The sequence below is a fragment of the Kutzneria chonburiensis genome (assembly GCF_028622115.1).
GTDB lineage: Bacteria > Actinomycetota > Actinomycetes > Mycobacteriales > Pseudonocardiaceae > Kutzneria > Kutzneria chonburiensis.
Window position 1 is genome coordinate 2,961,452 of sequence record NZ_CP097263.1, and the last position, 23,997, is coordinate 2,985,448.

Sequence of the window (23,997 nt, forward strand, 5' to 3'; positions counted from 1 at the left end):
GATTGAGCGGTGAAACTGGGGTCTCGATCATCGAGAGAGGCACCGATGTCCCTACGGATCTGGGCGGACGACACCATCGCGGAGGCGACCGGCCGCCACCGGCGCCACGACCCCGTCGGCCCGGTCACCGGCGGCCCGGCCGGCAACGCCCGTCTCACCGCGTGGCTCGGTGCGCTGCTGCTGGCGTTGTTCCTGGCCGAGCTGGTCACCCTGCTGGCCGTCGAGGACCTGCTGAGCTGGCACATCGTGATCGGCGTGCTGCTGGTGCCGCCGGCCCTGGCCAAGACCGCAACCACGGGTTGGCGCATCGTCCGCTACTACACGGGCCAGCCGGCGTACCGGCGGTCCGGTCCGCCACCGATGCCGTTGCGCGTGCTCGGGCCGCTGGTCGTGCTGTCCACGCTGGCGGTGCTCGGCACCGGGCTGGCGCTGATCGCGGTCGGACCGGACGCCGGCCGAGCGTCGCTGCTGGTGGTTCTCGGCTACCGAATCAGCGCGCTGACCCTGCACCAGGGCACGTTCATCGTCTGGGCGACAGTCACTGGGCTGCACACCCTCGGCCGCGCGGTGCCGGCGCTGCGGATCCTCAGTGGACCGACAGCCGAACGCCCGCTGCCTGGCCGGTGGCAGCGCGGTGGCCTCGTGTTGATCACGGTGTTGGTCGCCGTGCTCACGGCGGTTCTCGTGCTCAATGCCAGCGACGCGTGGCTCACGACCGACCTGCACCGGCACCATCCGCCACGAGAGACGACAATCGGCCCGTGACCGACGACCGGAAACGGGTGCTGCTCGTCGAGGACGACGGCGAGCTCGCGGTGATGCTGGACCGCCTGCTGACGTCCGAGGGCTATGACGTGGACGTCGCCAGGGACGGTCACACCGGACTGCACCGCGCGCTCACCGGTCGCTACGACATCATGGTCATCGATCGAGGCCTGCCCGGTGTGACCGGCCTTGACCTCGTCACGAGGCTGCGCCGGCGCGGGGCCGTCACGCCCATTCTCGTGCTGTCGGCCATGGCCACGCCTCGAGACCGGGTGGCCGGCCTGGACGCCGGGGCCGAGGACTACCTGTCCAAGCCGTTCGACATCGACGAGCTGCTCGCTCGCCTGCGCGCCCTGCTGCGCCGGCATCTCCAGCACGCGGAGACGCTGCCGCTCGGCCCCGACACCATGCTGGATGTCGCCTCCCGCACGGTGTTCCGCGGCGAGCGGGCGCTGGAAGTGTTGTCGGAGCGGGAATCCGACCTGCTGGCACTGCTGGCGTCCCGGCCCGGCGTCGTGTTCACCCGGACCCAGTTGCTGGAATTGGTCTTCGCCGACGCCGTCACCGACACGACCGTCGACACCTACGTGTACTACCTGCGCCGCAAGCTGGGCCGGAAGGTGATCAGCACCGTGCGCGGCATCGGCTACCGCCTTGGCACGACCTCGTGACGCCGACCAGCGAGGCGGTCGTGCGCCGGGCGGCCCGCCGGCTCGGGCTCCAGGCCGCGGGCATGGTCGCGGTCGTGGTGCTGGCGGTCGCCGGGTTCGGCGCGTTCATCACGGCCCGCCAGGAAGCGGCCGACGCGCGGATGGTGGTCGTGGCGGCGGCCAACAACGCCGACGACGTGATCGACCCGCCGGCCGGGATGTGGCTGGCGATGCGGGACTCACACGGCGCACTGCGCGTCACGAAGGGCATGCCGGCCGGGCTGCCCGATCTGTCGGCATTGGACAGTCACAGCCCGGCCGACGACACCGTCGTCGAGCTGCCGCACGGGCACTTCCTCGTGCACACGGCACAACCGCCGGACGGCAAGATCGTGCAGGCGGTGCTCAACCTGGAACCGTGGGAGGCACAGCGCAATCGGCTCCTGCTCGGACTGCTCGCCGCGGCGCTGGTCGGCCTGGCGTTCGCCGCCGTCGTCGGCGTGCTGCTCGCCCGCCGCGCGTTGACCCCTTTGCAGCGAACCCTTCGGCTGCAACGACAGTTCGTCGCCGACGCGTCCCACGAGCTGCGAACCCCGTTGACCCTGCTGCACACCCGCGCCCAGCTGCTCAACCGAGCGCTACGGGACGCCCCGGACGAGCTCCGCGACGAAGCCGCCGGCGTGGTGCGGGACAGCAGCCGCCTCACCGAACTCGTAGAGGACCTCCTGCTCGCCGCGGAGGGCGACGGCAACGCCGACAACGTCGACATCGCGCCGCTCGCGACGGAGGTGATCGCGATGATCGGACCGTACGCGACCGATCGCGGCATCACCGTCGAGTCCGATGTCGTGGCGGCGGCCGGCCGCGTGTCGCCGTCGGCGCTGCGGCGGGCCCTGACCGCCTTGGCCGACAACGCCATCGAGCACACGCCGGCCGGCGGCACGGTGACGATCGCCGTGCGGCCGGCCGGGCACGAAGTGCGCATCCAGGTCAGCGACACGGGTTCCGGCTTCTCGCCGGACCAGGCCGAGGCGTTGATGACCCGGTTCCACTCCGGCGGCCAGCGCTCCGGCCGCCGCCGCTACGGTCTCGGCCTTGCCCTGGTCAACGACATCGCCGACCGGTACGGCGGCCGGCTGGAGGCCGAGAGCCGGCCGGGCCATGGGGCGACCTTCACGCTGGTCCTCCCCCGCGTCACCACCTGATCACTGCCGGCCAGAAGACGGAAAGCGTGCCCAGCGGCCGCACTCGTCCTTGCCTTGCTCGGCAGTGTCGGTGCAAGCCTCGTCGCTTCGGTGGTGGTGACAGAGCGGCTCGTAGTGCTTCGTCCCCGGCGCTGTCGGCTCTCCGACGCCGTTTCGGGGTCTTTCGGACGTGCCCGGTCGAGCACTGCGTCTCTGCGGCGCGACGACCGCCGCTCCCTAACGTCGAGGTGTACGGAATTCGTGCCCTGACAACGAGGAGAGCAACGTGACCAGCAACGTGGCCGGCCGCCCCGTCGTGGCCGCCGTGGACGGATCCGACTCCGCGCTCGACGCCGTCCGGTGGGCGGCGGACGAGGCGACACGGCGAGGACTGTCGCTGCACCTGATGCACATCGTCGAGGTCAGTGCCCTCGCCTACGCCGGGGCTTTCGGTCTGTCGAAGGACTTCTTCGAGGCAATGCGGGAGTCCGGCCGCCACTACCTCGACGACGCCGTCACCGCGGCCGGCAAGCTGCACCCCGAGCTGCCGGTGACGGCCGAGGTCGTCGACGGTTCGCCGATCCCGGCGCTGGTGGACGCGTCGCAGCAGGCTGCGATGATCGCGCTCGGCTCGCGCGGGCTGGGCGGCTTCCCCGGCATGATGACCGGTTCCACCGCGATCGCGACGATCGCCCGCGCGCACTGCCCGGTCGTCGTCGTGCGGGGCGAGCAGCCCGATCCGGCCGGACCCGTCGTGGTCGGCGTCGACGGCTCGCCGACCAGTGAGAGCGCCCTGGCCCTGGCCTTCGAGGAGGCGTCGTTCCGCGGCGTCGAGCTGGTCGCGGTGCACGGCTGGTCCGAGTTCGCCATTCCCGACGCTTCCTCGTTCGCCCAGCGGTTCGGGGTGGACTGGGACGCGGTGCAGAGGAGCCAGGAGGAGCAGCTGGCCGAGCGGCTCGCCGGCTATGGGGAGAAGCACCCGGACGTGACCGTGCGCCGGGTCGTCAAGGGTCGTCGGGCCCGGCAGCTGCTGCTGGACAACGCCCGTGGCGCCCAGCTCGTGGTCGTCGGCAGCCGTGGCCGCTCAGAGCTCGGCGGTCTGCTGCTCGGCTCGACCAGCCAGGCCCTCATCCACCACGCGCCATGCCCGGTGCTGGTCGTCCGAGCCCAGAGCTGAAGCGACGGCGGTCAGGCGGCCGGTGGCCGCCTGACCGCCCGGTTCGGCTGATTCACCGGCTCGTTCCGGGCGGATCGGCCTCCGTGATCGGCCGGGCGCACGAACGCGTTCCAGGCGGGCATGACCAGCCCGATGCCCCACGTGGGCGCGGCAGGAACCCGCGTCGCTCTTCGATCCGCCTGCGTGCGGCTTCCCTTCTGTCATGAGGATTCTCGGTCAGCAGATCCACCTCCTCTCCACAGAGTGTGCCCGTCACGGGCTGCCGGGAGCCACGCGATGCCGACGCGCTCCCCCACGACGAACCGCGAGCCGGCCGACACCGCCTCGCCGAACGGGGTGAGCGGCGGCGTGGCGATCGAGCCGCTGTCGTCCAGCCACACCGGCACCACCAGCGCCGCCTCGACCTGGTCGACGGGCCGGCGCAGCGAGTTGCGGCCCCACCCGACCCGCCGGGCCAGTCCCAGCGGCGAAACGTTGCTGTGCATCGTCGACTCCCTTCTCGCCGGCCACGAGCATCCCGGCGGCACCGGCCGTCGGCACAGAGTCGTTGGCCGGCAAGGAGGTCCCGTGCCGACAGGGGCTTCCGGCCCCGTCGGACGTGCCGGATGGCGGACAGCGCGGGGCCTTGTCCTCTGCGTGCCACGCCCCGCCGAGGAGTCCGATGGAGGGGCAGGACCCCGAGGAGTAAGGAGGCCGAGATGGTGATGCCGGCCCGCAGGCAGCACGGCCTGGTGCCGGACCTGATCGACCGGGTCGAGGAGACGACCGGGAAGAACCGCACCGAGTTCCGGTACGGCTCCTTCTCCCGGACCGTCGCGCTGCCGGCCGACGCACACGAGGACGACATCAAGGCCAGCTACGCCAAGGGAATCCTCACCGTGAGCGTGCCGGTCGACGAGACGACCAAGGTGCACCCCAAGATCGAGATCGAGACCGAGAGCTGACGTCCTCGAGCCGTGGTCGCCGCCCCGGCGGCGGCCACGGCACGCGGTCCGTCGGTGGAGAGGAGAAGACGATGAAGCACCGAGAGATCCGCACCGTGATGACCACCGCCGTGGCCGTCGTGCGGGAGGACACCCCGTTCAAGGACATCGTCACGCTGATGGCCGACAACCATGTCAGCGGCGTGCCGGTGATCACCGAGGACCAGCTGGTGGTCGGCATCGTGTCGGAGAGCGACCTGCTGCACGGCACGACCGAGCACCGCAAGCCGTTCTTCGGTCGGCACCAGGAGCAGCGGCACGCCACCGCCGCCGACCTGATGACCACGCCCGCGGTGTGCGTGCACCCGGACACGACGGTAGCGCACGCGGCGAAACTCCTGGCCGAGGAAGGGGTCCGCCGGGTGCCGGTGGTCGACGCCGACGGCCACCTGGTCGGCATCGTCAGCCGCCGTGACGTGCTGGCCGTGTTCCTGCGCCCCGATCACGAGCTGCGCGAGGAGATCCTGGACGAGGTCTTCCGCCGCTCGCTGTGGATGGACCCGACCGAGGTGTCGGTCGAGGTGACCTCCGGCGTCGCGACGCTGCGCGGACAGGTCGAGACCGAGGCGCTGGTGGACATCGCCGGCTCGCTGACCCGGGGCATCGACGGCGTGGTCGACGTGCACAACCTGCTCACGTTCCAGCGCGAGGTCGACCGGATGGACCGGGCTCACGGCCGGTACGTGGAGTTCGACCACGAGCCGCTCAAGCCCATGCCACACCGTGGAGGTACGTCGTGATGCCCTTGGGCTACTACGGAACCGACGCGACCCCGGCCACGCTGAGCGAGTATGAAGGGTCCACAGTGGACGGGAGGACGTCCGGGTAGAAGGAACCGAACCACGTTGGAACTGGACGACGAGCTCCGTGGACTCGGACACCGCCGACAGCGCCGTCGCCATCCACAGCAGCAGCGCCAGCGGGTGCGTGAACTGCTTGGCCAGCTCACGCCACCAGCGGCGGGTCGACCGCTGCGGCAGCGCGTTCGGACCGTATCGCTGGAGGCGGCGCTGTGCTTCACGGACGGACAGGCCGTGCGGGGTCGAACTCACCGTCAGCGTCATGTTTTCGACGCTCGCGCCGGCGCGTTCGCGCCAACTAGGGCCACAGGACCCCAGGGTCCCGGGCGCGATGGCACTGTCGGACAGGGCCGTGCGCGCGGTCTTCTTGTGCCATGATGTACCCGACCGTGAGATCGGTGATGACCACCCCGGTGATCGCCGTGACGTCCGACGCCCCGTTCAAGGAGATCGCCCGCACGCTGGCCGAGTACCGGATCAGCGCGGTGCCGGTCATCGACGAGAACGGCCGGCTCGCCGGCGTGGTGTCCGAAGCCGACCTCCTCCACAAGGAGGAGATGCGCGGCGGGTACGACGAGGTGCTCAGCGGTCACCGGGTGCGCAGCCGCAAGGCCCACGCCGGTACCGCAGAGCGGCTGATGACCTCGCCCGTCGTCACCATCGGCCCCGACGCGAGCGTCGAGGACGCCGCCAGCAAGCTCGGCCACGCCGACGTGCGCCGGCTGTTCGTCGTCGAGGGCGACGGGCGGCTGATCGGCGTGCTGGCCCGGGCCGACGTGCTGCGCCTGTTCCTCGTGTCGGACGACGTCCTCCGCGCCCGGGTCCTCGCCGCCATGCCGCCCGGAGTGACCGCCGCCGTGGCCGAGGGCGTCGTCAACCTCGGCGGCTGCGTCGCCCGGCGCAGCCAGGCCCTGGCCGCCATCCGCATCGCGTGGGCCCTGCCCGGCGTCGTCGGAGTCACCGGGGCCGTTCAGCACGAGCTCGACGACGTGAACCCCGGTGTCGCGTGACCAGCGGCCGGCAACGTGGAACGCTTCATCCGGAGGTGGCTGGCATGACCATCGGCGTGTTCCTGGTGGACGACCACGAGATCGTCCGGCGCGGGATCTCCGACCTGCTCGAGGGCGAATCCGATCTGAAGGTCGTCGGCGAGGCCGGCACCGTCGCCGAGGCCCTGGTCCGGGTGCCCGCCGTGCAGCCCCAGGTCTCCGTGCTCGACGTCCGCCTGCCCGACGGCAACGGCGTCGAGCTCTGCCGCGAGCTCCGCTCAGCCATGCCTTCGTTGCAGTGCCTCATGCTCACGTCGTTCTCCGACGACGACGCCCTGTTCGACGCCATCATGGCCGGCGCCGCCGGCTTCCTGCTCAAGCAGGTCCTCGGTGGCGACCTCGTCAACGCCATCCGCACCGTCGCCGGCGGCCAGTCCCTGCTCGACACCCACACCACCTCCGCCCTGCTCGCCCGTCTCCGTCGCGACCAGGAGCAGCGCACCGACCCCTTGGCCGTCCTCTCCGACCAGGAGCGCATCGTCCTCGAGCACATTGGCGAGGGTCTCACCAACCGCCAGATCGCCGAGCGCATGTTCCTGGCCGAGAAGACCGTCAAGAACTACGTCTCCCACCTGCTGGCCAAGCTCGGCATGCAGCGCCGCACCCAGGCCGCCGTCCTGGCCACGGAACTGAAGGACAGGCGGGGCTCCTAGGGGTTCGGCCGGATCGGCACCGTCCAGGTGTAGCGGGTGCCGCCGTCCTGGCCCGGTGCCAGGGTCAGCGTGCCGCCGAACGTCGAAGCACGGTTCTCGATATTCGCCAAACCGCTGCGGGCCAACGTCTCCGGCACGCCGACGCCGTCGTCCAGCACGTCGACGATGAGGTCGTGGGCGGCCTCGATGGTGACGACGATGTGCTTGGCCCGGGCATGACGCAGGGCGTTGGACAGGCCCTCGCGGAGAGCGGCCTCGGCGTGCGGGGCGACCTCGGGCGGGACGAGGGTGTCGACGGCGCCGGACATGCGGACGGACGGGGAGACGTCGGTGTTGTTGGTGAGCTCGGAGACGACGTCGAGGAGGGTGCGGCGAAGGCTGACGGTGTCCTCGGCGGTGTGCAGGTCGAAGATGGACGTTCTGATCTCCATGACGGTCTGGTCGAGCTGTCCGACGGCGTGCTGGATCCGCTTGCGGGCCTCGGGGTCGGCGATCATGCGCAGCGTGCCCTGCATGCTCAGGCCGGTGGCGAACAGCCGCTGGATGACGTGGTCGTGCAGGTCCCTGGCGATGCGCTCACGGTCGGCGAGCAGGTCGAGCAGGCTCTTGGTCTGCTGCTTCTCGGCCAACTCGAGGGCCAGCGCGGCCTGGTCGGCGAAGGAGGTCACCAGCGGAACGTCGTCGGGACGGTATTCGGCGCCGCCTTTGTCACGGGCGGTGACCAGGGCGCCGGTGCCGCCGCCGGAGGTGCGGAACTCGACGACGAGCCCGGGCCCGAGCACGTCGCCGGCGAGGCGTCCGTCGAGTTCCTGGGCCAGGTCGGCGATGAGCCGCGGGGCATTGTCGAGCAGCCGGCGGCTGTCGGCCAGCACCCTCCCGGTCAGCTCGTCCGCGCACACCCCGACGACGCTGCGCACGGTCAGCGTGTCGCCCCCGTCGGCCAGCAGCGCCATCGCGCACGTCGACTCGCTCAACTCCATGGCGCGCAAGGCAACGAGCCCCAAAGCATCGTCCACAGTGGCCCCACCGAGCAGCTCGGCCCGGATCTCGGACGACGCCTCCAACCACCGCTGCCGCTGCTGGGACCGCTCGAACAGGCGAGCGTTCTCGATGGCCACGCCGGCCGCCGCGGCAAGGGCCCGCAGCACGACCTCGTCATCGGCGGTGAACCCGCCGCCACCGCGCTTCTCGGTCATGTAGAGGTTGCCGAACACCTCGTCGCGCACCAACACGGGCGCGCCGAGGAAGCTGTGCATCGGCGGATGGTTGGCCGGGAAGCCGACCGAGGCGGGATGGCCGGCCAGGTCGGCCAGCCGGATCGGCTTCGGGTCGTGGATGAGCAGCCCGAGCAGGCCACGGCCCTCCGGCAGGTGGCCCATCAGGCTGCGCTGCTCGGCGTCGATGCCGAGGTAGACGAACTCGGACAGCCCGTCGCCGGTGTTGCCCAGCACGCCCAGCGCCCCGTACCGGGCGTCCACGAGATCGGCGGCGGCCTGCACAATCCGGTTGAGGGTGGAGTCCAGCTCGATCCCGGAGCCCACGGCGAGCACGGCGTCCAGCAGGCCCTGGACCCGGTCCCGGGTCTTGACGATCTCCGCGAGCCGTTCCTGCACCTCCGCCAGCAGCTCGTCCAGCCGCAGGCTGCCGAGCATCGCTGACGGGTCGGGCTCTGGCATCCGCGCTCCTGTCGATCGTCCCGCGGAAAGCCTGCCATGCTCCCGGGTCACGCCCAAGGGGCCTACGCATCTCGTGGACGAGGGCCCTGGTCCACCGTGACTTTGGGCCGTGTCCACGAAATCGCCGTGACGCGCACCGTTGAGCCATGACCAGTCCAGTTCCCGCCGGCCTCGGGCTCAGCCCGGCCGAGGTGATCGCGGTGCTCGAAGCGGCGGCCACGGCGCCCTCGGTGCACAACAGCCAGCCGTGGCGGTTCCGGGTGCTGCCCGACCGGATCGAGCTGTACGCCGACCCGGCGCGCCGGCTGCCGGCCACGGATCCGGACGGCAAGGAACAGCGGCTGGCGTGCGGGGCGGCCCTGACCAACCTCCGCATCGCACTGGAGGCCCTGGGCGTCCGCCCGCTGGTTTCCCTGCTGCCGCACGGCGGGGCTCTCGCCGTCGTCCGTCACGGCGGCCGTGTCACGCCCAGCGACCACATCCTGGATCTGCGGCGGGCGATCCCGGCCCGGCGCACCAACCGCAAGCCCTTCCTGGACGATGGCGTCACGGCGGCTCAGCTGAGCCAACTCCTGCACGCGGCGCAGACCGAGCGCTCGTGGCTGCACCCCATCACCGACCCCAGCCAGCGCAACCGACTGCACGCCCTGGTCGTCCGGGCCCACCAGGTCCAGCTGGCCAACGTCGAGTTCCGGGCCGAACTGGAACGCTGGACCGGGCATGGCGGCGACCGCGCCGACGGCGTGCCGTCACGGTCGGCCGGCCCCGCACACGAGCCGCAGGACCACTGGGTGCTGCGCGACTTCAGCGGTGGCCGGGCGCGCGAACGGGTGCCGGGCAAGGACTTCGAGCACGAGCCGCTGATCCTGGTCATCTGCTCGTACTACGAGGGCATGCTGGCCGAGCTGCACGCCGGTCAGGCGATGCAGCGGGTGCTGCTGACGGCAACCACTCTCGGCCTGTCCGCCTCGTTCATCGCGCAGCCGATCGAGGTGCCGTCCTGCCGCGAGGAGCTGCGCCGACTGCTGGGCGCGGGCATCAGCGCCCAGGTCATCCTGCGAGTGGGCCACGGCAGCCCGGTCGCGCCCACTCCCCGACGTCCGGTGGCGGAGCTGCTCATCGACGCCGAGCCCGTGCTGCCGGGAGGCACCCCATGAAGTCCGTTCTGGTCGGGCTCTCGCCCGACACCGATTCGCTGGCCACCATCACCTGGGCCGCCGAGTACGCCGGCCGCCTCGCCGCACCGTTGCGGGTGGTGCTGGCCGACGGCGGCAGTCTGACGGCGCTGTACAACGCCGTCGCCACCGTCCGGGGCCGCCACCCGCACCTCTCGCTGTCCGCGATGACGGCCGAGGACGGCCTGGCCGACGCCCTGCTCGAACGGACGGCCGACGCCCACGTGACGGTGGTCGACCGGCATGTCGCGACCGCCGGCATCGCCGCCGCCGTGGCGGCCGAAGCCACCTGCCCTGTCGCCGCCGTATCCCCTGGGGTCTGCTGGGCCGCGCAGAACCGGCCGGTGTTGGTCGGCGCTGACGGCACCGAGCACTCCGAGCAGGCGCTGCGCTGGGCGTTCGCGGAGGCCGACCGGCTCGGCACCGGCGTGCGGGTCGTCTACAGCCAGCCGCGTGGCGCCGGCACCGAGCGCCGCAACTCCGTCTTCGACCTGCTGTCGCTGTTCGCCGGCCGCTACCCCTCGATGGAGGTGCAGCTGCACACGCTGACGTGCGCGCCAGCCAAGGCCCTGGCGTGGCACGCGCAGTTCGCGTCGATGGTCGTCATCGGCCACCGCGAGCACGGCCTCGGCGGCCGGATCTACCGCAAGCTGCTGCGCGACGCGACCTGCCCGGTCGTCCTCGCCGGCCCGGACACCGCTCTCGACGCCGCACCGGCGACGTCGACCCTGGACATCGCGAGGAGCTGACGATGAGGGCACAGGACGTCATGACCAGCCCCGTGGCCACCGCGTCGCCCGGCCAACCGGTCAAGGAGATCGCCGCGTTGCTGGCCGACCACGGCTTCACCGCTGCCCCCGTTGTCGACGACGGGCACCTGGTCGGCATGGTCACCGAGGCCGACGTGCTGCGCGACCGCATCCCGGTCGACGCCCGCAGCCGGATCTGGGACTACAACGCCACCGACGTGCACCCGGCGCTGACCGTGGCGGAGGTGATGAGCACGCCGGCCGTGGCCATCACGCCGGGCACGGACTGCGCCGCGATCGCCCGAATGATGCTGGACGACCATGTGCGGGCGGTTCCCGTGGTTGACGGCGGCCACGGCGTCGTCGGCATCGTCACCCGCCGCGACCTGCTGCGGGCCATCGCCACCGACGACACCACGGTGCTCACGGCCGTCCGGTCCCGCCTGGCCGCCTACGGCGGCGCCGGCCGATGGTCGGTCACCGTGCACGACGGCCTCGTGGAGATCGTCGACGACTTCGACGACGCCACCGACCGGCATGTCGCCAAGGTCATCGCCGAGTCCGTGCCCGGTGTCGCCGAGGTGCGTGTGCGCAGCCGGGCATCGGCGCGATGACCGGCACCCGGCCCTGCTGGCGGACGGGTGCGTCGCGCTCGTCCGCCATCGGATGCCGAAGCCGTCCGGCTGCGAGCTCACCGCCACGATTGCCGTGCTCAGCAAGCAATCCGTGCCGCGCGGGCACCGTACCTTCGTCCGGGTCGACGCGGTGCTGGCGATGACCGTGCCGACCGCGCTCGGCGATCCGTCGACCGACATCGCCGACACCGTGGCCAAGGCCCGGGCAGGCGGCCGGCCGACGCCGGTGGTGGCCGTGGACCTGACGCAGCGGGAAAGCCCGCGGCTGGCTGCCGGCGTGGCAAAGCTGTTGCGCTGCTTCGGGATTCCCGTGCTCGACGTCGTAGCGGCAGCCGACGAGGACGCGGCCGCCTTCCGGGCACTGCCTGGCCCGGTCGCGCTCAAAGCCGTCGCACCGGGACTCCTGCACAAGAGCGCCGGCGGCGTCGTCGGCGACGCCTCGTTCGGCCCGCTGGTCGTCTTCGGCCTCGGCGGCACCGACGTCGACAGCCATAAGCTGCTGCGCAGTCTGCCCGCGCCCAAGGCGCTGGCCACAGTCGACGTGGACGCCGTGGCCGCCACGGTCATGCGCGTCGGCCGCCTGGCCGAGCTGCTGCCCGAGGTCGCCGAGATGGACCTCAACCCGCTCATCGCCTACGAGACCGGCTACGGCGCCGCTGACGCCCGGATCCTGCTCCGCCCGGCTGAGCCCACGGACGCCACGTTGCGCGCACTTCGGGTTCGGCGACGTCGTTGACCCGCCGCCCGGTGATCGAGCCGATCCGGACGCGGATCAGGTGGTCGCGGCCGCCGACCGAGGATCGTGGCGCGACCTCCGCCGCCTCCGTGACCTCAGCCGGGTTGTCGACCACGCCGGACCGTCCGACGACGACCACGCTCCAGCCCTTTCCGCTGTCCGGGTCGATCTCGTCCACCTCGAACGCCACCACGGCGTTTCGGGTGGCGGCGGCGAGCTTGCCACCCGCGCCGGTGCGGATCAGCAGCGAGCCGTCCCACACGGAGAAGTTCACCGGCAGCACCGCCGGCATCGCCTGGTCGGTGAACACGATCCGGCCGAGCGACCGGGTCCTCAGCAGCTCAAGGCACTCGGCCCGGTCGAGGATCTCGAGGCCCGCGGCGTCGAACATGCTTTCCCCACTCTCGTACGGACATGACTGTGCGACCAGGGCACCAGCCCTGGCCGCACCGGTCGTTCTCGATCGGTCAGCGCAGCCACGGGTTGTTGCGCACGACGGTCAACCTCTCCCACTGCCGGCCCAGCCCCCACGTCACTCCGGCGCCGAACAGCGCCGCGACGATGAGCACCAGCGCGAACACGATGTGGTAGTCGATCAGCGGGTTGGTCGAGCCGCTGGGCTGGCCGGCGGCGGTCGTGGTGCTCAGCGGCCATTCGGCGGCCCACATCAGCACCAGCAGGATCGTGCCGGCGACGGCGGACAGCCGCAGCGCCACGCCGAGCGTGACGGCGACGCCGATGCCCAGCAGCGCCAGCATGAACAGCCAGTCGGCCCACGCGGCGCCGGCCCAGGCGTGGAACATCGACTGGAACGGGCCGACGTCCACGTTGCCCAGGAAGCCCTTGGTCGGCGAGCCGCCGCTCAGCCACGAGCGCGCGGCCGGGGTCGCGTAGCCGAGCCCGAACAGCTTGTCCACGAAGGCCCACAGGAAGATCAGGCCGGTGGCGATGCGCAGCATGGCCAGCCACTGCCGTGCGGCCGGGCCGGCACTCACCGGGGTCGAACCGGCGGCAGGACGCTCCTTGACGGACATGGTTTCCTCCTCAGTGCAGGATTTCCTCGGTCTGCCTTGCCATCTCCAGGTCCTCACGGGCCGGCGTCACGGTCGGCGCGACACCGAGGAACTCCAGACCCTGAGCCAGCTCGTCGAGCAGGCCGGGCTGGTGCTCCGCGACGCCGCCGGTGAGGACCAGCGCGTCCAGTCGAGGCAAGGACGTTCGAACGGCCGCGATCTCCCGACGCAGCCGGTGCAGGTAGACGCGGGCGGCGAGGTCCGCGTCCGGGCAGCCCTGCGCGCGGGCGGCGAGCACTTCGCGCAGATCGCCGGTGGTGCCGGACATCCCGGCGAGTCCACTGTGGTGGTTCAGGCCGGCGTCCAGCACGTCCATCGGCATCTCACGGGCCAGATGCAGGACCAGGCCGGGGTCGAGCGCGCCGGGGCGGGTCGCCATCGGCACGCCGTCCAGCGGCGTGAAACCCATCGAGGTGTCGATGCTGTGGCCGCCGTCGATGGCGGTGACGGAGACGCCGGAGCCGAGGTGGCAGCAGATCATCGCCACATCCTCGGGGTGCCGCCCCAGCGTCTCCGCTGTCGTGCGCAGCGCGTTGGCGCACGACAGGCCGTGAAAGCCGTACCGCCGGACCCCGTACTTGCGGGTCCACTCCATCGGGATCGGGTACGTCGACGCCGCCGGCGGCAGGTCGGCGTGGAAGCTGGTGTCGAAGCACGCCACCAGCGGCGTGTCCGGCCACCAGGTGCGCAAGGCCCGGCCCAGCAACAAGGAGCGCGGCTGGTGGATCGGGGCCAGCGGCACCAGTGCCCGCAGCCTGTTCTCCTGGAAGGGGTCCAGGAGAACCGGGCCGCGGCGGTCCCCGCCGTGCACGAATCGGAGCGCGATGGCGTCGACCGGGCCGACCGCTTCGACGGCGGCCGGGTCGGGCATGCCGTCCCAGTCCTGCACGGTCCACTGCCCGATCGACTCGCCACCGTCCACAACGGACACCTTCAGGCTGGACGAGCCCGGATTGACGGCCAGCACCCGGGTCACGGCGTCCACCGCCACTCACGGATCGCCGGCAGGTCCTCGCCGGTGCGGCGGATGTGGTCGTGGTGCGCGGCCAGCCGGTCCAGCAGCTGCTGTCGGATGTGCCCGAGCCGGCCGGCGACGCGCGGCACCCGCTCCAGCGCGGCCAGCGCCAGGTGGTAGCGGTCGATCTCGTTCAGCACGCACATGTCGAACGGCGTCGTGGTGGTGCCGTTCTCGTGGAAGCCGTGGACGTGCATCTCGTCGTGGCCGGGACGGCGGTAGGTCAGCCGGTGGATCAGCCACGGGTACCCGTGGTAGGCGAAGATCACCGGCGCATCGGTGAAGATCTCGTGGTACGCCTTGTCGTCAATGCCGTGCGGGTGCTGCCCCGGCGAGAACAGCCGGGCCAGGTCGACCACGTTCACCACCCGGATCCGCAGATCCGGCACGAACTCCCGCAACACCCACACCGCCGCCAACGTCTCCTGCGTCGGCACGTCACCGGCGCACGCCAGCACCACGTCGGTGTCGCCGTCGGCATCCGTGCTGGCCCACTCCCACACGCCCAGCCCCTGCTCGCAGGGTGCGGCGGCCTGGTCGGCGGTCAGGTACTGCAACGCCGGCTGCTTGCCCGACACGATCACGTTGACCAGGCCGTGGCTGCGCAGACAGTGATCTGACACCGCCAGCAGGCAGTTGGCGTCCGGTGGCAGGTAGACCCGGACGACCTCGGGCCGCTTGTTCAGCACGTGGTCGACGAAGCCGGGATCCTGGTGCGAGGCGCCATTGTGGTCCTGCCGCCAGACGTGCGAGGTCAGCAGGTAGTTCAGGCTCGGGATCGGCCTGCGCCAAGGGATCTGGGCGGCGGTGTGCAGCCACTTCGCGTGCTGCGCCACCATCGAATCCACCACGTGCGCGAACGCCTCGTAGCTGGACAACAGGCCGTGCCGGCCGGTCAGCAGGTAACCCTCCAGCCAGCCCTGGCACAGATGCTCGGACAACACCTCCAGCACGCGGCCGTTCGGGTCCAGGTGATCGTCACCGGGTTCGATCGCCAGCTGCCAGCGCCGGCCCGTCACCTCGAGGACGGCGTCCAGCCGGTTCGAGGCATGCTCGTCCGGCGCGAACAGCAGGAAGTTGCGGGGATTCAGTTCGACGGCATCGCGCAGGTACTTACCCAGTTGCCGCGTCGACTCCGCGGTTGTCGTGCCGGGCTCCGGCACGTCCACGGCGTGCGCCGTCGGGTCGGACAACCGGAGATCACGCTGGAGTTGGCCGTGGGCCAGGGTTTCGCACTGATCCGCGCCGAACCCAGCGGACGGTGGTCGCGCACCATGGGCACCGGCGAGCCGTCCTGTTCGAACAGCTCCTCCGGCCGGTAGGACTGCATCCACTGCTCGAGGCAGGCAAGGTGGTGCGCGTCCTCGCGGACCGCCGCGAACGGCACCTGGTGCGACCGCCAGCTGCCCTCGACCTGCTTGCCGTCGATGTCGTGCGGCCCGGTCCAGCCTTTCGGCGTGCGCAGCACGATCATCGGCCACTGGTGTTCCCGGCTGCCGTAACCACGCCGCGCGGCGGTCTGGATGTCGTGGATGTCGGCCACGCACTTGTCCAGCGCGTCGGCGTAGCTCTCGTGCACCTCGTCCGGGTCGCTGCCGCCGACCTCGATCGGCCGCCAGCCGTGGCCGATCAGCAGCGAGTTCAGCTCGTGCCGGGGCAGCCGGGCCAGCACCGTCGGGTTGGCGATCTTGTAGCCGTTCAGGTGCAGGATCGGCAGCACCGCCCCGTCCCGCTCCGGCGACAGGAAAGCCGTTGCGTGCCAACTGGTGGCCAGCGGACCGGTCTCCGCCTCGCCGTCGCCGATCACGCACGCGGCGATCAGGCCCGTGTTGTCCAGCGCCGCACCCGTGGCGTGCGCCAGCGAGTACCCCAGCTCGCCACCCTCGTGGATCGAGCCCGGCAGGTGCGCCGAGGCATGGCTCGGCACGCCACCCGGGAACGAGAACTGCCGGAACAGGCGACGCATGCCGTCCTCGTCCTGGGCGATCTCCGGGTAGCACTCCGAATACGTGCCCTCCAGCCACGCCGCCGCGTTCAGTCCGGCCGCGCCGTGACCGGGTCCGGTCACCAGCATCAGGTCCAGCCCGTGCAGCATGATCATGCGCGACAGGTGCGCGTAGGTCAGGGTCAGGCCCGGCACCGTCCCCCAGTGCCCCAGCAGCCGCGGCTTGACGTGCCTGGGCTGCAACGGTTCCCGCAGCAGCGGGTTGTCCAGCAGGTAGATCTGGCCGACGGACAGGTAGTTGGCCGCGCGCCACCAGGCGTCCAGGCACTGCACCCAACGCGTCGTCGGCTGGTGCTCGATCGAGCCTGCGGTGATCATCGATGCTCCCGTGGTCGCTGCTCTCGATTCAGCTCCCACAGTCGCTGGTCTCCGGCGTCGTCGTCCGCAGGCGGCCGACCCTCACCAACCGGGTCTTTCGGCCCGGCGGCATCCTTACGACAGGCCCTGTCGCAGGTCAGCGCGGTCGACGACGGTGGAGGCACACCCCGAGGAGGTCCCGATGCCCGCCGCCGCCCCGCTGCACGACGTCCGTCCCGTCGACTCGTGTGCCCCCGGTGTAATTACCGTCGGCGTGGATGGGTCTTACTGGGGCAACATGGCCCTCGACTGGGCCGCCCGCCACGCCTGGACCCGCGGCGCCTCCCTGCACGTCCTGCGCGCCCGTGTCGACGTGCCCTCCGACGTGCCGACCGACCTCGGCCTCAGCCACGCGCACCGGCTCTACCCGCTGCTGCCCATCAACTGCCGGCCCGTCGGCCCGGCACCGGTCGTCGAGCTCACGACCGCCAGCCAGGACAGCTCCCTGCTCGTCCTCGGCTGCCGCGGCCACCGCCACTTCGGCCTCGGCGAACTCGTCATCCCCGTCCTCGCCGGCGCCCACAGCGACACCGTCGTCGTCCGCGGCACCCCCGCCACCGTCCGCGGCGAGCACCACATCGTCACCGCCATGATCAGCGGCGGCCCCGACGACGATGTGGTCCTCCGCCGGGCCGGGGAATTCGCCCTCTCGCACCGCTCCCGTCTTCGCGTCGTGCATGCCGCCCCCAACGACCTCCGCCCCGGCCGCACCCCCGAAGACGTCCTCCACATCGCCGAGCTCCAGCTCAAGGCCCTCGGCCTCGCCGTCCGCGCCTCCTTCACCCTCGCCCGGCAGCTTCCCCACGAGGTGTTGGAGAACCCCGGCGACACGGACCTGCTCGTCCTGGCCCGCGGCGACTCCCCGCGCCACCCCCTCGGCCCCGTCACCCGGGCTGCGCTCTACCACTCCCCCTGTCCCGTGTTGGTCGTCCATACCTAGTACTCAGCCGCAGTTCGTAGTCAGTTGCTGATGGCCGGGAGTCCGAACGCGGCCAGCGCTGCCGCGGACGGCGTCCCTTCCCAGATCATCTCGCCGATCAGCGCCTGACCGTCGCGGGATGGTCCAGCAGCACCTGCTGAAGCCACTCGCCCTCACCACAGCCGAGGTCGACCACGCGGGCGCCGACCGCGGGGCTCAACCACCCGACCAACTCACGCACCCGGTCGGGCGCGACCGGCGCGGCGATGGGATGCTGTTGTTCGTGATCTGTGACTGACAGCCGCTGTTCGGGGCTTCGGAACGACGACGGCCTCAGTGCTGGAACCGGTTCTGGAATGCGCTCCAGCCGGCATCTGTCGGCAGGCCGTTGCCGCCGACACCGGGGCCGTGCTGCGCCTCCCAGGTCCGTCCGGCCACGGTGCCCTTGAAGTAGTTGTCGGCGGCGACCGCGTCGTGGCAGGCCTGGCAACCGCCGCCGGCCTTGCCGCCGAGCGAGCCTTCGATCCGTGCCTTGAACACGGTCTGGTCGGGGCCGAAACCCGGCATGCGCATGTGGTCCGGTTGGAACAGCAGCGGGTCGACCGGCAGCAGGTCGTAGGCCATGACCGCGAGTTCGCGCCCGGCGGCGCCCCATTCCCCCTCCCGCAGATGGGCCCCGGCCAGGAAGGAGTGCTTGGCCACCGTCCACGCCATGGCGACCTTGCCGGCGAACCCGACGGCCTTGAGTCCGAGGCCGGCGGCCTTGCCGGCGATGCCCCCGGCACCCTTGGCCAGGACCTCGGCGCGAGCGAGGGTCCGGGCGTTCTGCCGTTCGAGACGGGCCTCGAACTGGGCGATCCGCCGACCGGTCTCCTTCAGGGACATGGTCTCGAAGTGGCTGCCGTCCTGTCCGATGAGCGTCGCCCCGCGCTGCCCGGCGGTGGACTTGGACTTGATGCTCTCCGCGACCTGGTTCCAGTCGCGGTCGGCCCGCAGGAACAGATCCTCCTTGTAGTCGATCCCCTCCCCCGCCGCGACCTTGTCCTCCAACTTGCGCAGCTGGCGGTTGTCCAGCCGGTCCTTGGGCACCTTGCCCCGCTTGTCCATCCGCATCACCTCGGCCCGCTCGTAGCCGTTGGTCCGCACGTAGTCGCTCTTGCCGGTGGTCGGATCGGTCATCATGAGCTCGGCGTGCGACCCCGGCATCGGATGCTCGAGGAAGGTGACCTGGTTCTTGCCCACCTTGCTGGCCGCGGTCTGTTTCATCTTCGAGTACGGGCCGTGCGTGCCGATGCCGTAGTTGCTCTGCCGCCCGGGCGCCTTTTTCTTCGGGGCGTGCCCGTCGGTGTCGGTGAAGTGCAACGGATTGCCGGCGGCGTAGGCGTACTGGTTGCTGCCGCCGTCCGCGCCGATCGGATCGGTCGAGGTCCACCGGGCCAGCCAGGGTGCGTAGTAACGGCTGCCGTGATAGGCGAGCGAGCTCTCCTCGTCCCGCTCGCGCCCGGTGAAGCGATACCTCTTACGGGTATAGCTGCCGAAGGTCGTTTCACCGTAAGGCGAGTACTCCTCACGATTGGTGAGCACGCCGGCGCCGTCCACGGTGGCCGTGCTGCTGCCCAACTGGTCGGCGAGCTGCACGGCCACGGCCGGCCCACGGTCGTCGGGATGCGCGGGCCCGACCCGGACAACCGCGATGCGGTGCTGATCGTCCATCAGGTGCACGGCATTGTTCGCGCCGCCGGACCACCGGCGGTGTTCGAAGAACCCGCTCACGTAGTGGGTCACCTCGACCGCCCCGCCCTGCCGGCGCACCAGCTTCTTGATCCGCGCGCCGGTGGCGTCGTACAGGTAGTGGGCGTGCACCGAAGGCTCGGCGCCGGGGGTCTGGGTCGCGAACGTCACCAACCGGTCGGCGTGGTTCCAGCCGAACCGCCGGGTGCCGCCCTCGCCGCGCACGTTGCCGTTGGCGTCCAACAGGTAGTCGAACGGGGTGCTGCCAACTGTCAACCGCTGCAACCGATTGCTGCCGGCGGCCAGGGTGAAGTCCCGCGTGTACCCGGCCGCGCTGGCGTGAACCAGTTGCGTGAGGTTGCCGCCGGCGTCGTACTGGTAGCGCTCGACGTACGCCTGCGTTGTCGTGGGGTCGACGCTGCGCGGCAGGTCGATCCACGGGTCCTGGTTGGGCGGGGTGGCCTGCTCGCGGCCGGTCGCCGACAGCAGCCGGTACGCCGGGTCGTACCCGAACTGCCGATCGAGCGCGTTCGGCGTCGCCGGCAGGCCGGCTCCGGGCGTGCGGTCGCGCAGGGTCAGCAGGTGCCCGATCAGGTCGTAGTCGTAGCCCTGGTCCTGGAGCACCGCACCGCCCGGGCGGAACGTGCCCGGTGCGGGCACGCTGTACGACTCCGTTCGCAGCCGAACGAGGTGGAAGGTGTGGGGGTCGTACGCGTGTCGGGTCAGGATGCCGTTGCCGTAGGCGATGAACTGCCGGTGCCCCTTGGCGTCGTAGGCGATCTGCCGCACGTGCACCGTGCCGTCGAATGTCATCTGGGCCAGCTCGCCGGCGCGGTTGTAGCTGGCCCGGATCTCCCGCCGCCGCCCTTCGACGTCGACCGGCAACACGTGCACCGTCGGCCGGCCGAGTCCGTCGTAGCTGGTGGTGCTGGTGTACCCGGTCGGCTCCAGCAGCTCGGCGTCACGCTGGTCCTGGGTCTGCCCGGCGCGCGGCTGCCAGTCCACGGCGAACGCCGCCACGGACCAGCCGTTGGCCGATGCCTGCGCGTACGTGGCGAGGATCGGCGCGTCGGCGATCACCCGTCGCGTCGCCCGCAGCAGGCTGCCCTTGAAGTCGACGGCCTCGGTGACGGCCGTGCCCGCCTCGTCGTACTGACGAACCGGCCGGCCCAGCAGGTTCGCCGCCCGGGCGGCCGCGCGGTCGGCCGCCGGCTGGTCGGGGCGGCCGGCGTCGCCGTACTCGATCCGTTGCCGGAGGCCGATCGGTGCGCCGGCGGCGTCCCGCGCCCAGGTACGGATCGGCCGGTGCACGAGGTCGTAGCCCAGCAGCCCGAGCGCGCCCTTGCTGTCGCGGCTCTCCACGGGCTTCGACAGCGCGTCGAGCACGGTGTCCCGGACGCCGCCGTCGATGCCGGTGGTCCGCCAGCGCCGCCCAGGCAGGTCATAGGTGTACCGGAACGCGACTCGGCCGAGCCCGTCGGTGATCGACAGCAGCTGGCCGGTGATGTCGTACGCCTGCTGGGTGATGATCAGGTCGGCGCCGTTGCGGGCCACCGCGCGCACGGTCCGCCCGAGGGCGTCGACCTCGACGCTGGACGGCGTGTTCCAGTGCGACTGGAAGGCGGTGCTGGTGGTCGGATGCGTGCGGCCGGCGTTGTCGTTGCCGTCATAGGTGTACTGCTCCCACACCGTGGGCGCGTAGCGGCTCGGGTCGGTCAGGTCGGCCGGAATTCCGTGCACGACAAGCTGTTCGCTGCCGTCCGGGTGCACGGTGCGGATCAGCTCGCCGCGCGGGTCGTAGAACATGGTCGCGCGCTGGCCGAGTACCGCGTCGGACGGTTGGCCGTAGTCGAATCCCGTGCCGAAGAACGGCTCGTACGCCTGCACGACCCGGCCCTTGTTGTCGTAGCGCTGCCAACCGGACACACGCACGTTCTCGGGATCGGTCGCCGCCCGCACCCGGCCCACGACATCGCCGCCGGCCGGCGCGGCCAGGTCGGCCGGCAGCGTCCCGCCGCCGAAGGCCGGATCGCCGAACAGTATCTCCTCGGCCTGGGTGCGGGTCTGCACCGTGCGCCCGAAGCCGTCGCAGAACTGCACCGAAACGATGACCGCGTCGCGGTCGGCGGCCGGGACGTCGACGTCGGTGTCGTGGTGCACACGCGTTGTGGTGCGCACCGACGCCGGTTGCCCGGCGCGGTCGAAGGCGTGCATGTCGTACACGGTCGCGCTGCTCGGCGCGGCGCTGTCGCCCTCACCGTTCTTGCCCTGCACGAAAACCGCCGTCACCAGGCCGGCCGGCGAGTACACGGCCCGGCTGGTGTTGCCGTTCACGTCGGTGACCGTGCGCGGATGCAGCACCCGATAGTCGTTGTCCGCCAGTGTCTCCAGACCGACGGCGTCGGCCGAGCGCACCGGCAGCAGGTCGTGGGCATCGTACGAGACGGTGCCGACGCCGCCCAACGCGTCCATCGAGGCGGTGACGAGGCCGCGCGGCACCCGTCCGGGCTCGTGGACGTCGTACCGCCGCCGATTGGTCGACGTGTAGTAGCCGGCGGGCGATCCGGGCACCGCGCCGTCCGCGTAGTGCACGTACCCGGCCAGCGCCGGCAGCAACGTGCGGAACTCGGCCGGATACTCGGCGGGCCATGACGCCACCCCGGCCGGGTTGAGGTAGACCGGCGGCGTGGCACCGTAGAGCCCGGGGAGGAAGGTATCGTCGAAGACCAGCGACTCCTCCCGTACCGGCAGCCCGTAGTCGCCGAGCACGCCGAGCGGCAGGCCCGTGAACGCCGCGCCGTCATAGAACGTGCGGCTGTGCGCGACGACCCGCAGCGAGACACCGGCCACCGCCGCGTCGCGCAGATCGGACACCGACAACCGCCCGTCGTTGACCACCTCGTAGTTGGTGGTCCGGCTGACGTGGCCGACCAGGTAGTGGTCGGCGTCGTCGCGGTCGGCGTACTCGATGACGGACGACGTGGCGAGATACGGCGCGCCGGGCCCGGCCGCGACCATCGGGTCACGGCCGCGTGGGACCGCGATGTGCACCTGGCCGAGGGGGAAACCGTGCCGGTCGAAGCCGGTGTGGAAGGTGAACTCGTGATGCGGGTCGGTGCCCCGCTCCCACTGCGTGGTCCGACCGGCGGCGGTGAACGGGAAATACACCCGTGCGGCCTCCTGCCGCACGCCGATGGCCGACTCGCTCACCGTGTACGGCCGCGACGCCAGGTCGGTGCCGTCGAGCGCGTACAACTCGGTGCGCAGCAGGCGCCCACGCATGGCACGCAGCGCGTCCCGGCGGTCGGCCCGTGACAGCCCGGCCAGGAACGCCGCCTGCCCGGCCGGGGCGGCCAGCTTCGGCGGATCACCGTTCCAGTACTCGGCGGTGAGGTCGAGCTCGGTCCAGTCGCCGGCCTCCGTGGCCGCGACCGGCCCGACGTGGAACCAGTTGCGGGTCATGGTCGGCGGCGAGAAGTGCTCGTCCGCGCCGACCGTCTCGCTGTCGAGTTGCTCCACGAACGCGAACCCGCGGAACTCGCGCTCGTAGCCGTCCCAGTAGCCGTGCCGGTACCGGAACTGCGAGACCAGCCGGCCGCCGGAGATGGCGTCGACGACCTCGATCCGCGAGACCACGTGCACCGGCATCGGCAGCGGCGTGCGCCAGCGTGTCGCGCGATTTCCCTGGTCCCGTAAGAACTCCGCGGTCGAGGTGCGGTACTCCACCCGCGTCGTCGCGCCCAGGTGGTTGTCCATGCCGACCACCAGGTACGGCTTGACGCCGCCGGTGAAGTCGAGGAACCGCGGTTCCGGTCGGTCGGCGGTGCGGCTGAACAGCAGCCCGCCCATGCCGACCCCGGTCAGGTCGATCAGCTGGGCCGAGTCGCGGCCGCCGAAGCGCGGCGTGCCGGTGATCGTCAGCGGCTCGGCCGTCCAGCCGTTGCCGGACTGGTTGAGCCACACCAACACCCGGCCGTCCTCGATGTAGACGAGATCGGCGACCCCGTCGCCGTCGACGTCGCCGAGCAGCACCCGGCGGGCGTCGTAGCCGATGCCGCCGTCCGGGCCGCCGGGCAGCCGCGGCGCCCGCCGCATCGTCACCGGCGTGCCCCACCGGTTGTGGCCGAGATTGGGCCAGTAGCGGACGTTGCCGTTGCCCAGCAGCACGATGTCCTGGAGCCCGTCGCCGGTCATGTCGGCCAGCCGGACGCGCGGATCGGACAGGTCGGGCGGCCGGGCCGGGCCGGCGCTGGTCGCGGTGCGCCGCCAGGCCAGCCGCGGATCCCGGTCGTTGAACCACGCCTCCAGCCGGCTGCCCGATCGCAGCACGTCGGTGAGCCCGTCGCCGTCCAGGTCGACCAGCTTGACGTTCGGCTCGCCGAGTCCGACGGCCGGCGTCTGCCGGTAGGGCTGGAAGGACCGCCTCGACCAGCCGCCGGCGAAGGTCATCGGGAAGTAGCCGGCCGGGAAACCCTTGGTCCGGCCGGACAACACGAGATCGGGACGGCCGTCGCCGTCGGCGTCCATGAACTCGACGCCGTCGGCCGGCCCGCCGGGCGGCGCCTGCTCGATGGAGCGCGCCGAGTCGAACCGGAGACCGCCGAGGTTGCGCCAGAACCGTTTCGCCGCGCCGAATTCCACGATGTCCGGCAGCCCGCTGCCCAG

Annotated in this window: 20 protein-coding genes and 2 pseudogenes; 13 read left to right on the forward strand and 9 right to left on the reverse strand. The window is 71.5% G+C overall.

The features are described from left to right. Positions 1–45 precede the first annotated feature (45 nt). The 4 genes from M3Q35_RS13600 to M3Q35_RS13615 all read left to right on the forward strand — a co-directional run bounded on the left by M3Q35_RS13600 (position 46) and on the right by M3Q35_RS13615 (position 3,776). Complete coding sequence (locus M3Q35_RS13600; RefSeq protein WP_273942097.1) at positions 46–765, forward strand: hypothetical protein; 720 nt, start codon at positions 46–48, stop codon at positions 763–765. Continuing rightward, positions 762–1,436 (forward strand): response regulator transcription factor, encoded by a 675-nt coding sequence (locus tag M3Q35_RS13605; RefSeq protein ID WP_273942098.1) that lies wholly within the window; start codon positions 762–764, stop codon positions 1,434–1,436. Before M3Q35_RS13600 ends, M3Q35_RS13605 begins: the two co-directional genes overlap by 4 nt. After that, positions 1,433–2,620 (forward strand): sensor histidine kinase, encoded by a 1,188-nt coding sequence (locus M3Q35_RS13610; RefSeq protein ID WP_273942099.1) that lies wholly within the window; start codon positions 1,433–1,435, stop codon positions 2,618–2,620. The genes M3Q35_RS13605 and M3Q35_RS13610 overlap by 4 nt, the downstream gene beginning before the upstream one ends. Before the next feature lie 265 nt (positions 2,621–2,885). After that, positions 2,886–3,776, forward strand: coding sequence for a universal stress protein (locus tag M3Q35_RS13615; RefSeq protein WP_273942101.1), 891 nt, complete (start codon positions 2,886–2,888; stop codon positions 3,774–3,776). 200 nt (positions 3,777–3,976) lie between these two features. On the opposite strand, the gene M3Q35_RS13620 is transcribed toward M3Q35_RS13615, so the two are convergent. Further along, positions 3,977–4,261, reverse strand: coding sequence for a hypothetical protein (locus M3Q35_RS13620; protein ID WP_273942102.1), 285 nt, complete (start codon positions 4,259–4,261; stop codon positions 3,977–3,979). A 213-nt stretch (positions 4,262–4,474) separates the two neighbouring features. Between M3Q35_RS13620 and M3Q35_RS13625 the strand changes: the two genes are divergently transcribed. Next, positions 4,475–4,720, forward strand: coding sequence for an Hsp20/alpha crystallin family protein (locus M3Q35_RS13625; protein ID WP_273942103.1), 246 nt, complete (start codon positions 4,475–4,477; stop codon positions 4,718–4,720). A gap of 71 nt (positions 4,721–4,791) precedes the next feature. Continuing rightward, on the forward strand, positions 4,792–5,499 hold the full coding sequence (locus tag M3Q35_RS13630; RefSeq protein WP_273942104.1) for a CBS domain-containing protein: 708 nt from the start codon (positions 4,792–4,794) through the stop codon (positions 5,497–5,499). Between the two features lie 156 nt (positions 5,500–5,655). On the opposite strand, the pseudogene M3Q35_RS13635 reads toward M3Q35_RS13630, so the two are convergent. Further along, positions 5,656–5,823 (reverse strand): annotated as a pseudogene (locus M3Q35_RS13635) (cation-transporting P-type ATPase); the annotation flags it as partial. Between the two features lie 137 nt (positions 5,824–5,960). On the opposite strand from M3Q35_RS13635, the gene M3Q35_RS13640 reads away from it, so the two are divergent. Beyond that, positions 5,961–6,569 (forward strand): CBS domain-containing protein, encoded by a 609-nt coding sequence (locus tag M3Q35_RS13640; protein WP_273944334.1) that lies wholly within the window; start codon positions 5,961–5,963, stop codon positions 6,567–6,569. Between the two features lie 44 nt (positions 6,570–6,613). Beyond that, entirely contained in the window at positions 6,614–7,261 is a 648-nt protein-coding gene (locus M3Q35_RS13645; RefSeq protein WP_273942105.1) for a response regulator, read from the forward strand. Here the strand turns inward: M3Q35_RS13645 and M3Q35_RS13650 are convergent. Next, positions 7,258–8,937 carry a GAF domain-containing sensor histidine kinase gene (locus M3Q35_RS13650; RefSeq protein ID WP_273942106.1) on the reverse strand — a complete coding sequence of 560 codons (1,680 nt, stop codon included), beginning with the start codon at positions 8,935–8,937 and terminating at the stop codon, positions 7,258–7,260. The genes M3Q35_RS13645 and M3Q35_RS13650 overlap by 4 nt on opposite strands. A gap of 146 nt (positions 8,938–9,083) precedes the next feature. Between M3Q35_RS13650 and M3Q35_RS13655 the strand changes: the two genes are divergently transcribed. From M3Q35_RS13655 to M3Q35_RS13670, 4 genes are read left to right on the forward strand one after another with little or no spacing between them, the layout of a single operon-like run. Further along, a complete protein-coding gene (locus M3Q35_RS13655; protein ID WP_273942107.1) occupies positions 9,084–10,094 on the forward strand; it encodes an Acg family FMN-binding oxidoreductase in 1,011 nt (336 codons plus the stop codon). Then, complete coding sequence (locus M3Q35_RS13660; RefSeq protein ID WP_273942108.1) at positions 10,091–10,861, forward strand: universal stress protein; 771 nt, start codon at positions 10,091–10,093, stop codon at positions 10,859–10,861. The genes M3Q35_RS13655 and M3Q35_RS13660 overlap by 4 nt, the downstream gene beginning before the upstream one ends. A gap of 2 nt (positions 10,862–10,863) precedes the next feature. Next, the gene (locus tag M3Q35_RS13665; RefSeq protein WP_273942109.1) at positions 10,864–11,475 is read left to right on the forward strand and encodes a CBS domain-containing protein; all 612 of its coding nucleotides are present in this window, start codon (positions 10,864–10,866) and stop codon (positions 11,473–11,475) included. A 52-nt stretch (positions 11,476–11,527) separates the two neighbouring features. Next, a complete protein-coding gene (locus M3Q35_RS13670; RefSeq protein WP_273942110.1) occupies positions 11,528–12,232 on the forward strand; it encodes an acetate--CoA ligase family protein in 705 nt (234 codons plus the stop codon). On the opposite strand, the gene M3Q35_RS13675 is transcribed toward M3Q35_RS13670, so the two are convergent. The 4 genes and pseudogenes from M3Q35_RS13675 to M3Q35_RS13690 all read right to left on the reverse strand — a co-directional run bounded on the left by M3Q35_RS13675 (position 12,123) and on the right by M3Q35_RS13690 (position 16,643). Next, a complete protein-coding gene (locus M3Q35_RS13675; protein ID WP_273942111.1) occupies positions 12,123–12,623 on the reverse strand; it encodes a pyridoxamine 5'-phosphate oxidase family protein in 501 nt (166 codons plus the stop codon). The two genes, M3Q35_RS13670 and M3Q35_RS13675, sit on opposite strands and share 110 nt — an antisense overlap. A 76-nt stretch (positions 12,624–12,699) precedes the next feature. Next, positions 12,700–13,266 (reverse strand): DoxX family membrane protein, encoded by a 567-nt coding sequence (locus M3Q35_RS13680; protein ID WP_273942112.1) that lies wholly within the window; start codon positions 13,264–13,266, stop codon positions 12,700–12,702. A 10-nt stretch (positions 13,267–13,276) separates the two neighbouring features. After that, entirely contained in the window at positions 13,277–14,296 is a 1,020-nt protein-coding gene (locus M3Q35_RS13685) for an acetate/propionate family kinase (protein ID WP_379793911.1), read from the reverse strand. Further along, positions 14,278–16,643 (reverse strand): annotated as a pseudogene (locus M3Q35_RS13690) (phosphoketolase family protein). The gene M3Q35_RS13685 and the pseudogene M3Q35_RS13690 overlap by 19 nt, the downstream one beginning before the upstream one ends. A gap of 253 nt (positions 16,644–16,896) precedes the next feature. On the opposite strand from M3Q35_RS13690, the gene M3Q35_RS13695 reads away from it, so the two are divergent. After that, on the forward strand, positions 16,897–17,622 hold the full coding sequence (locus M3Q35_RS13695; RefSeq protein WP_273942114.1) for a universal stress protein: 726 nt from the start codon (positions 16,897–16,899) through the stop codon (positions 17,620–17,622). Positions 17,623–17,642: 20 nt separating this feature from the next. Here M3Q35_RS13695 and M3Q35_RS13700 read toward each other — a convergent pair whose 3' ends face one another. Further along, positions 17,643–17,768, reverse strand: coding sequence for a hypothetical protein (locus M3Q35_RS13700; protein WP_273942115.1), 126 nt, complete (start codon positions 17,766–17,768; stop codon positions 17,643–17,645). A 166-nt stretch (positions 17,769–17,934) separates the two neighbouring features. Further along, the gene (locus M3Q35_RS13705; RefSeq protein WP_420704774.1) at positions 17,935–23,859 is read right to left on the reverse strand and encodes a toxin TcdB middle/N-terminal domain-containing protein; all 5,925 of its coding nucleotides are present in this window, start codon (positions 23,857–23,859) and stop codon (positions 17,935–17,937) included. Positions 23,860–23,997: the final 138 nt, after the last annotated feature.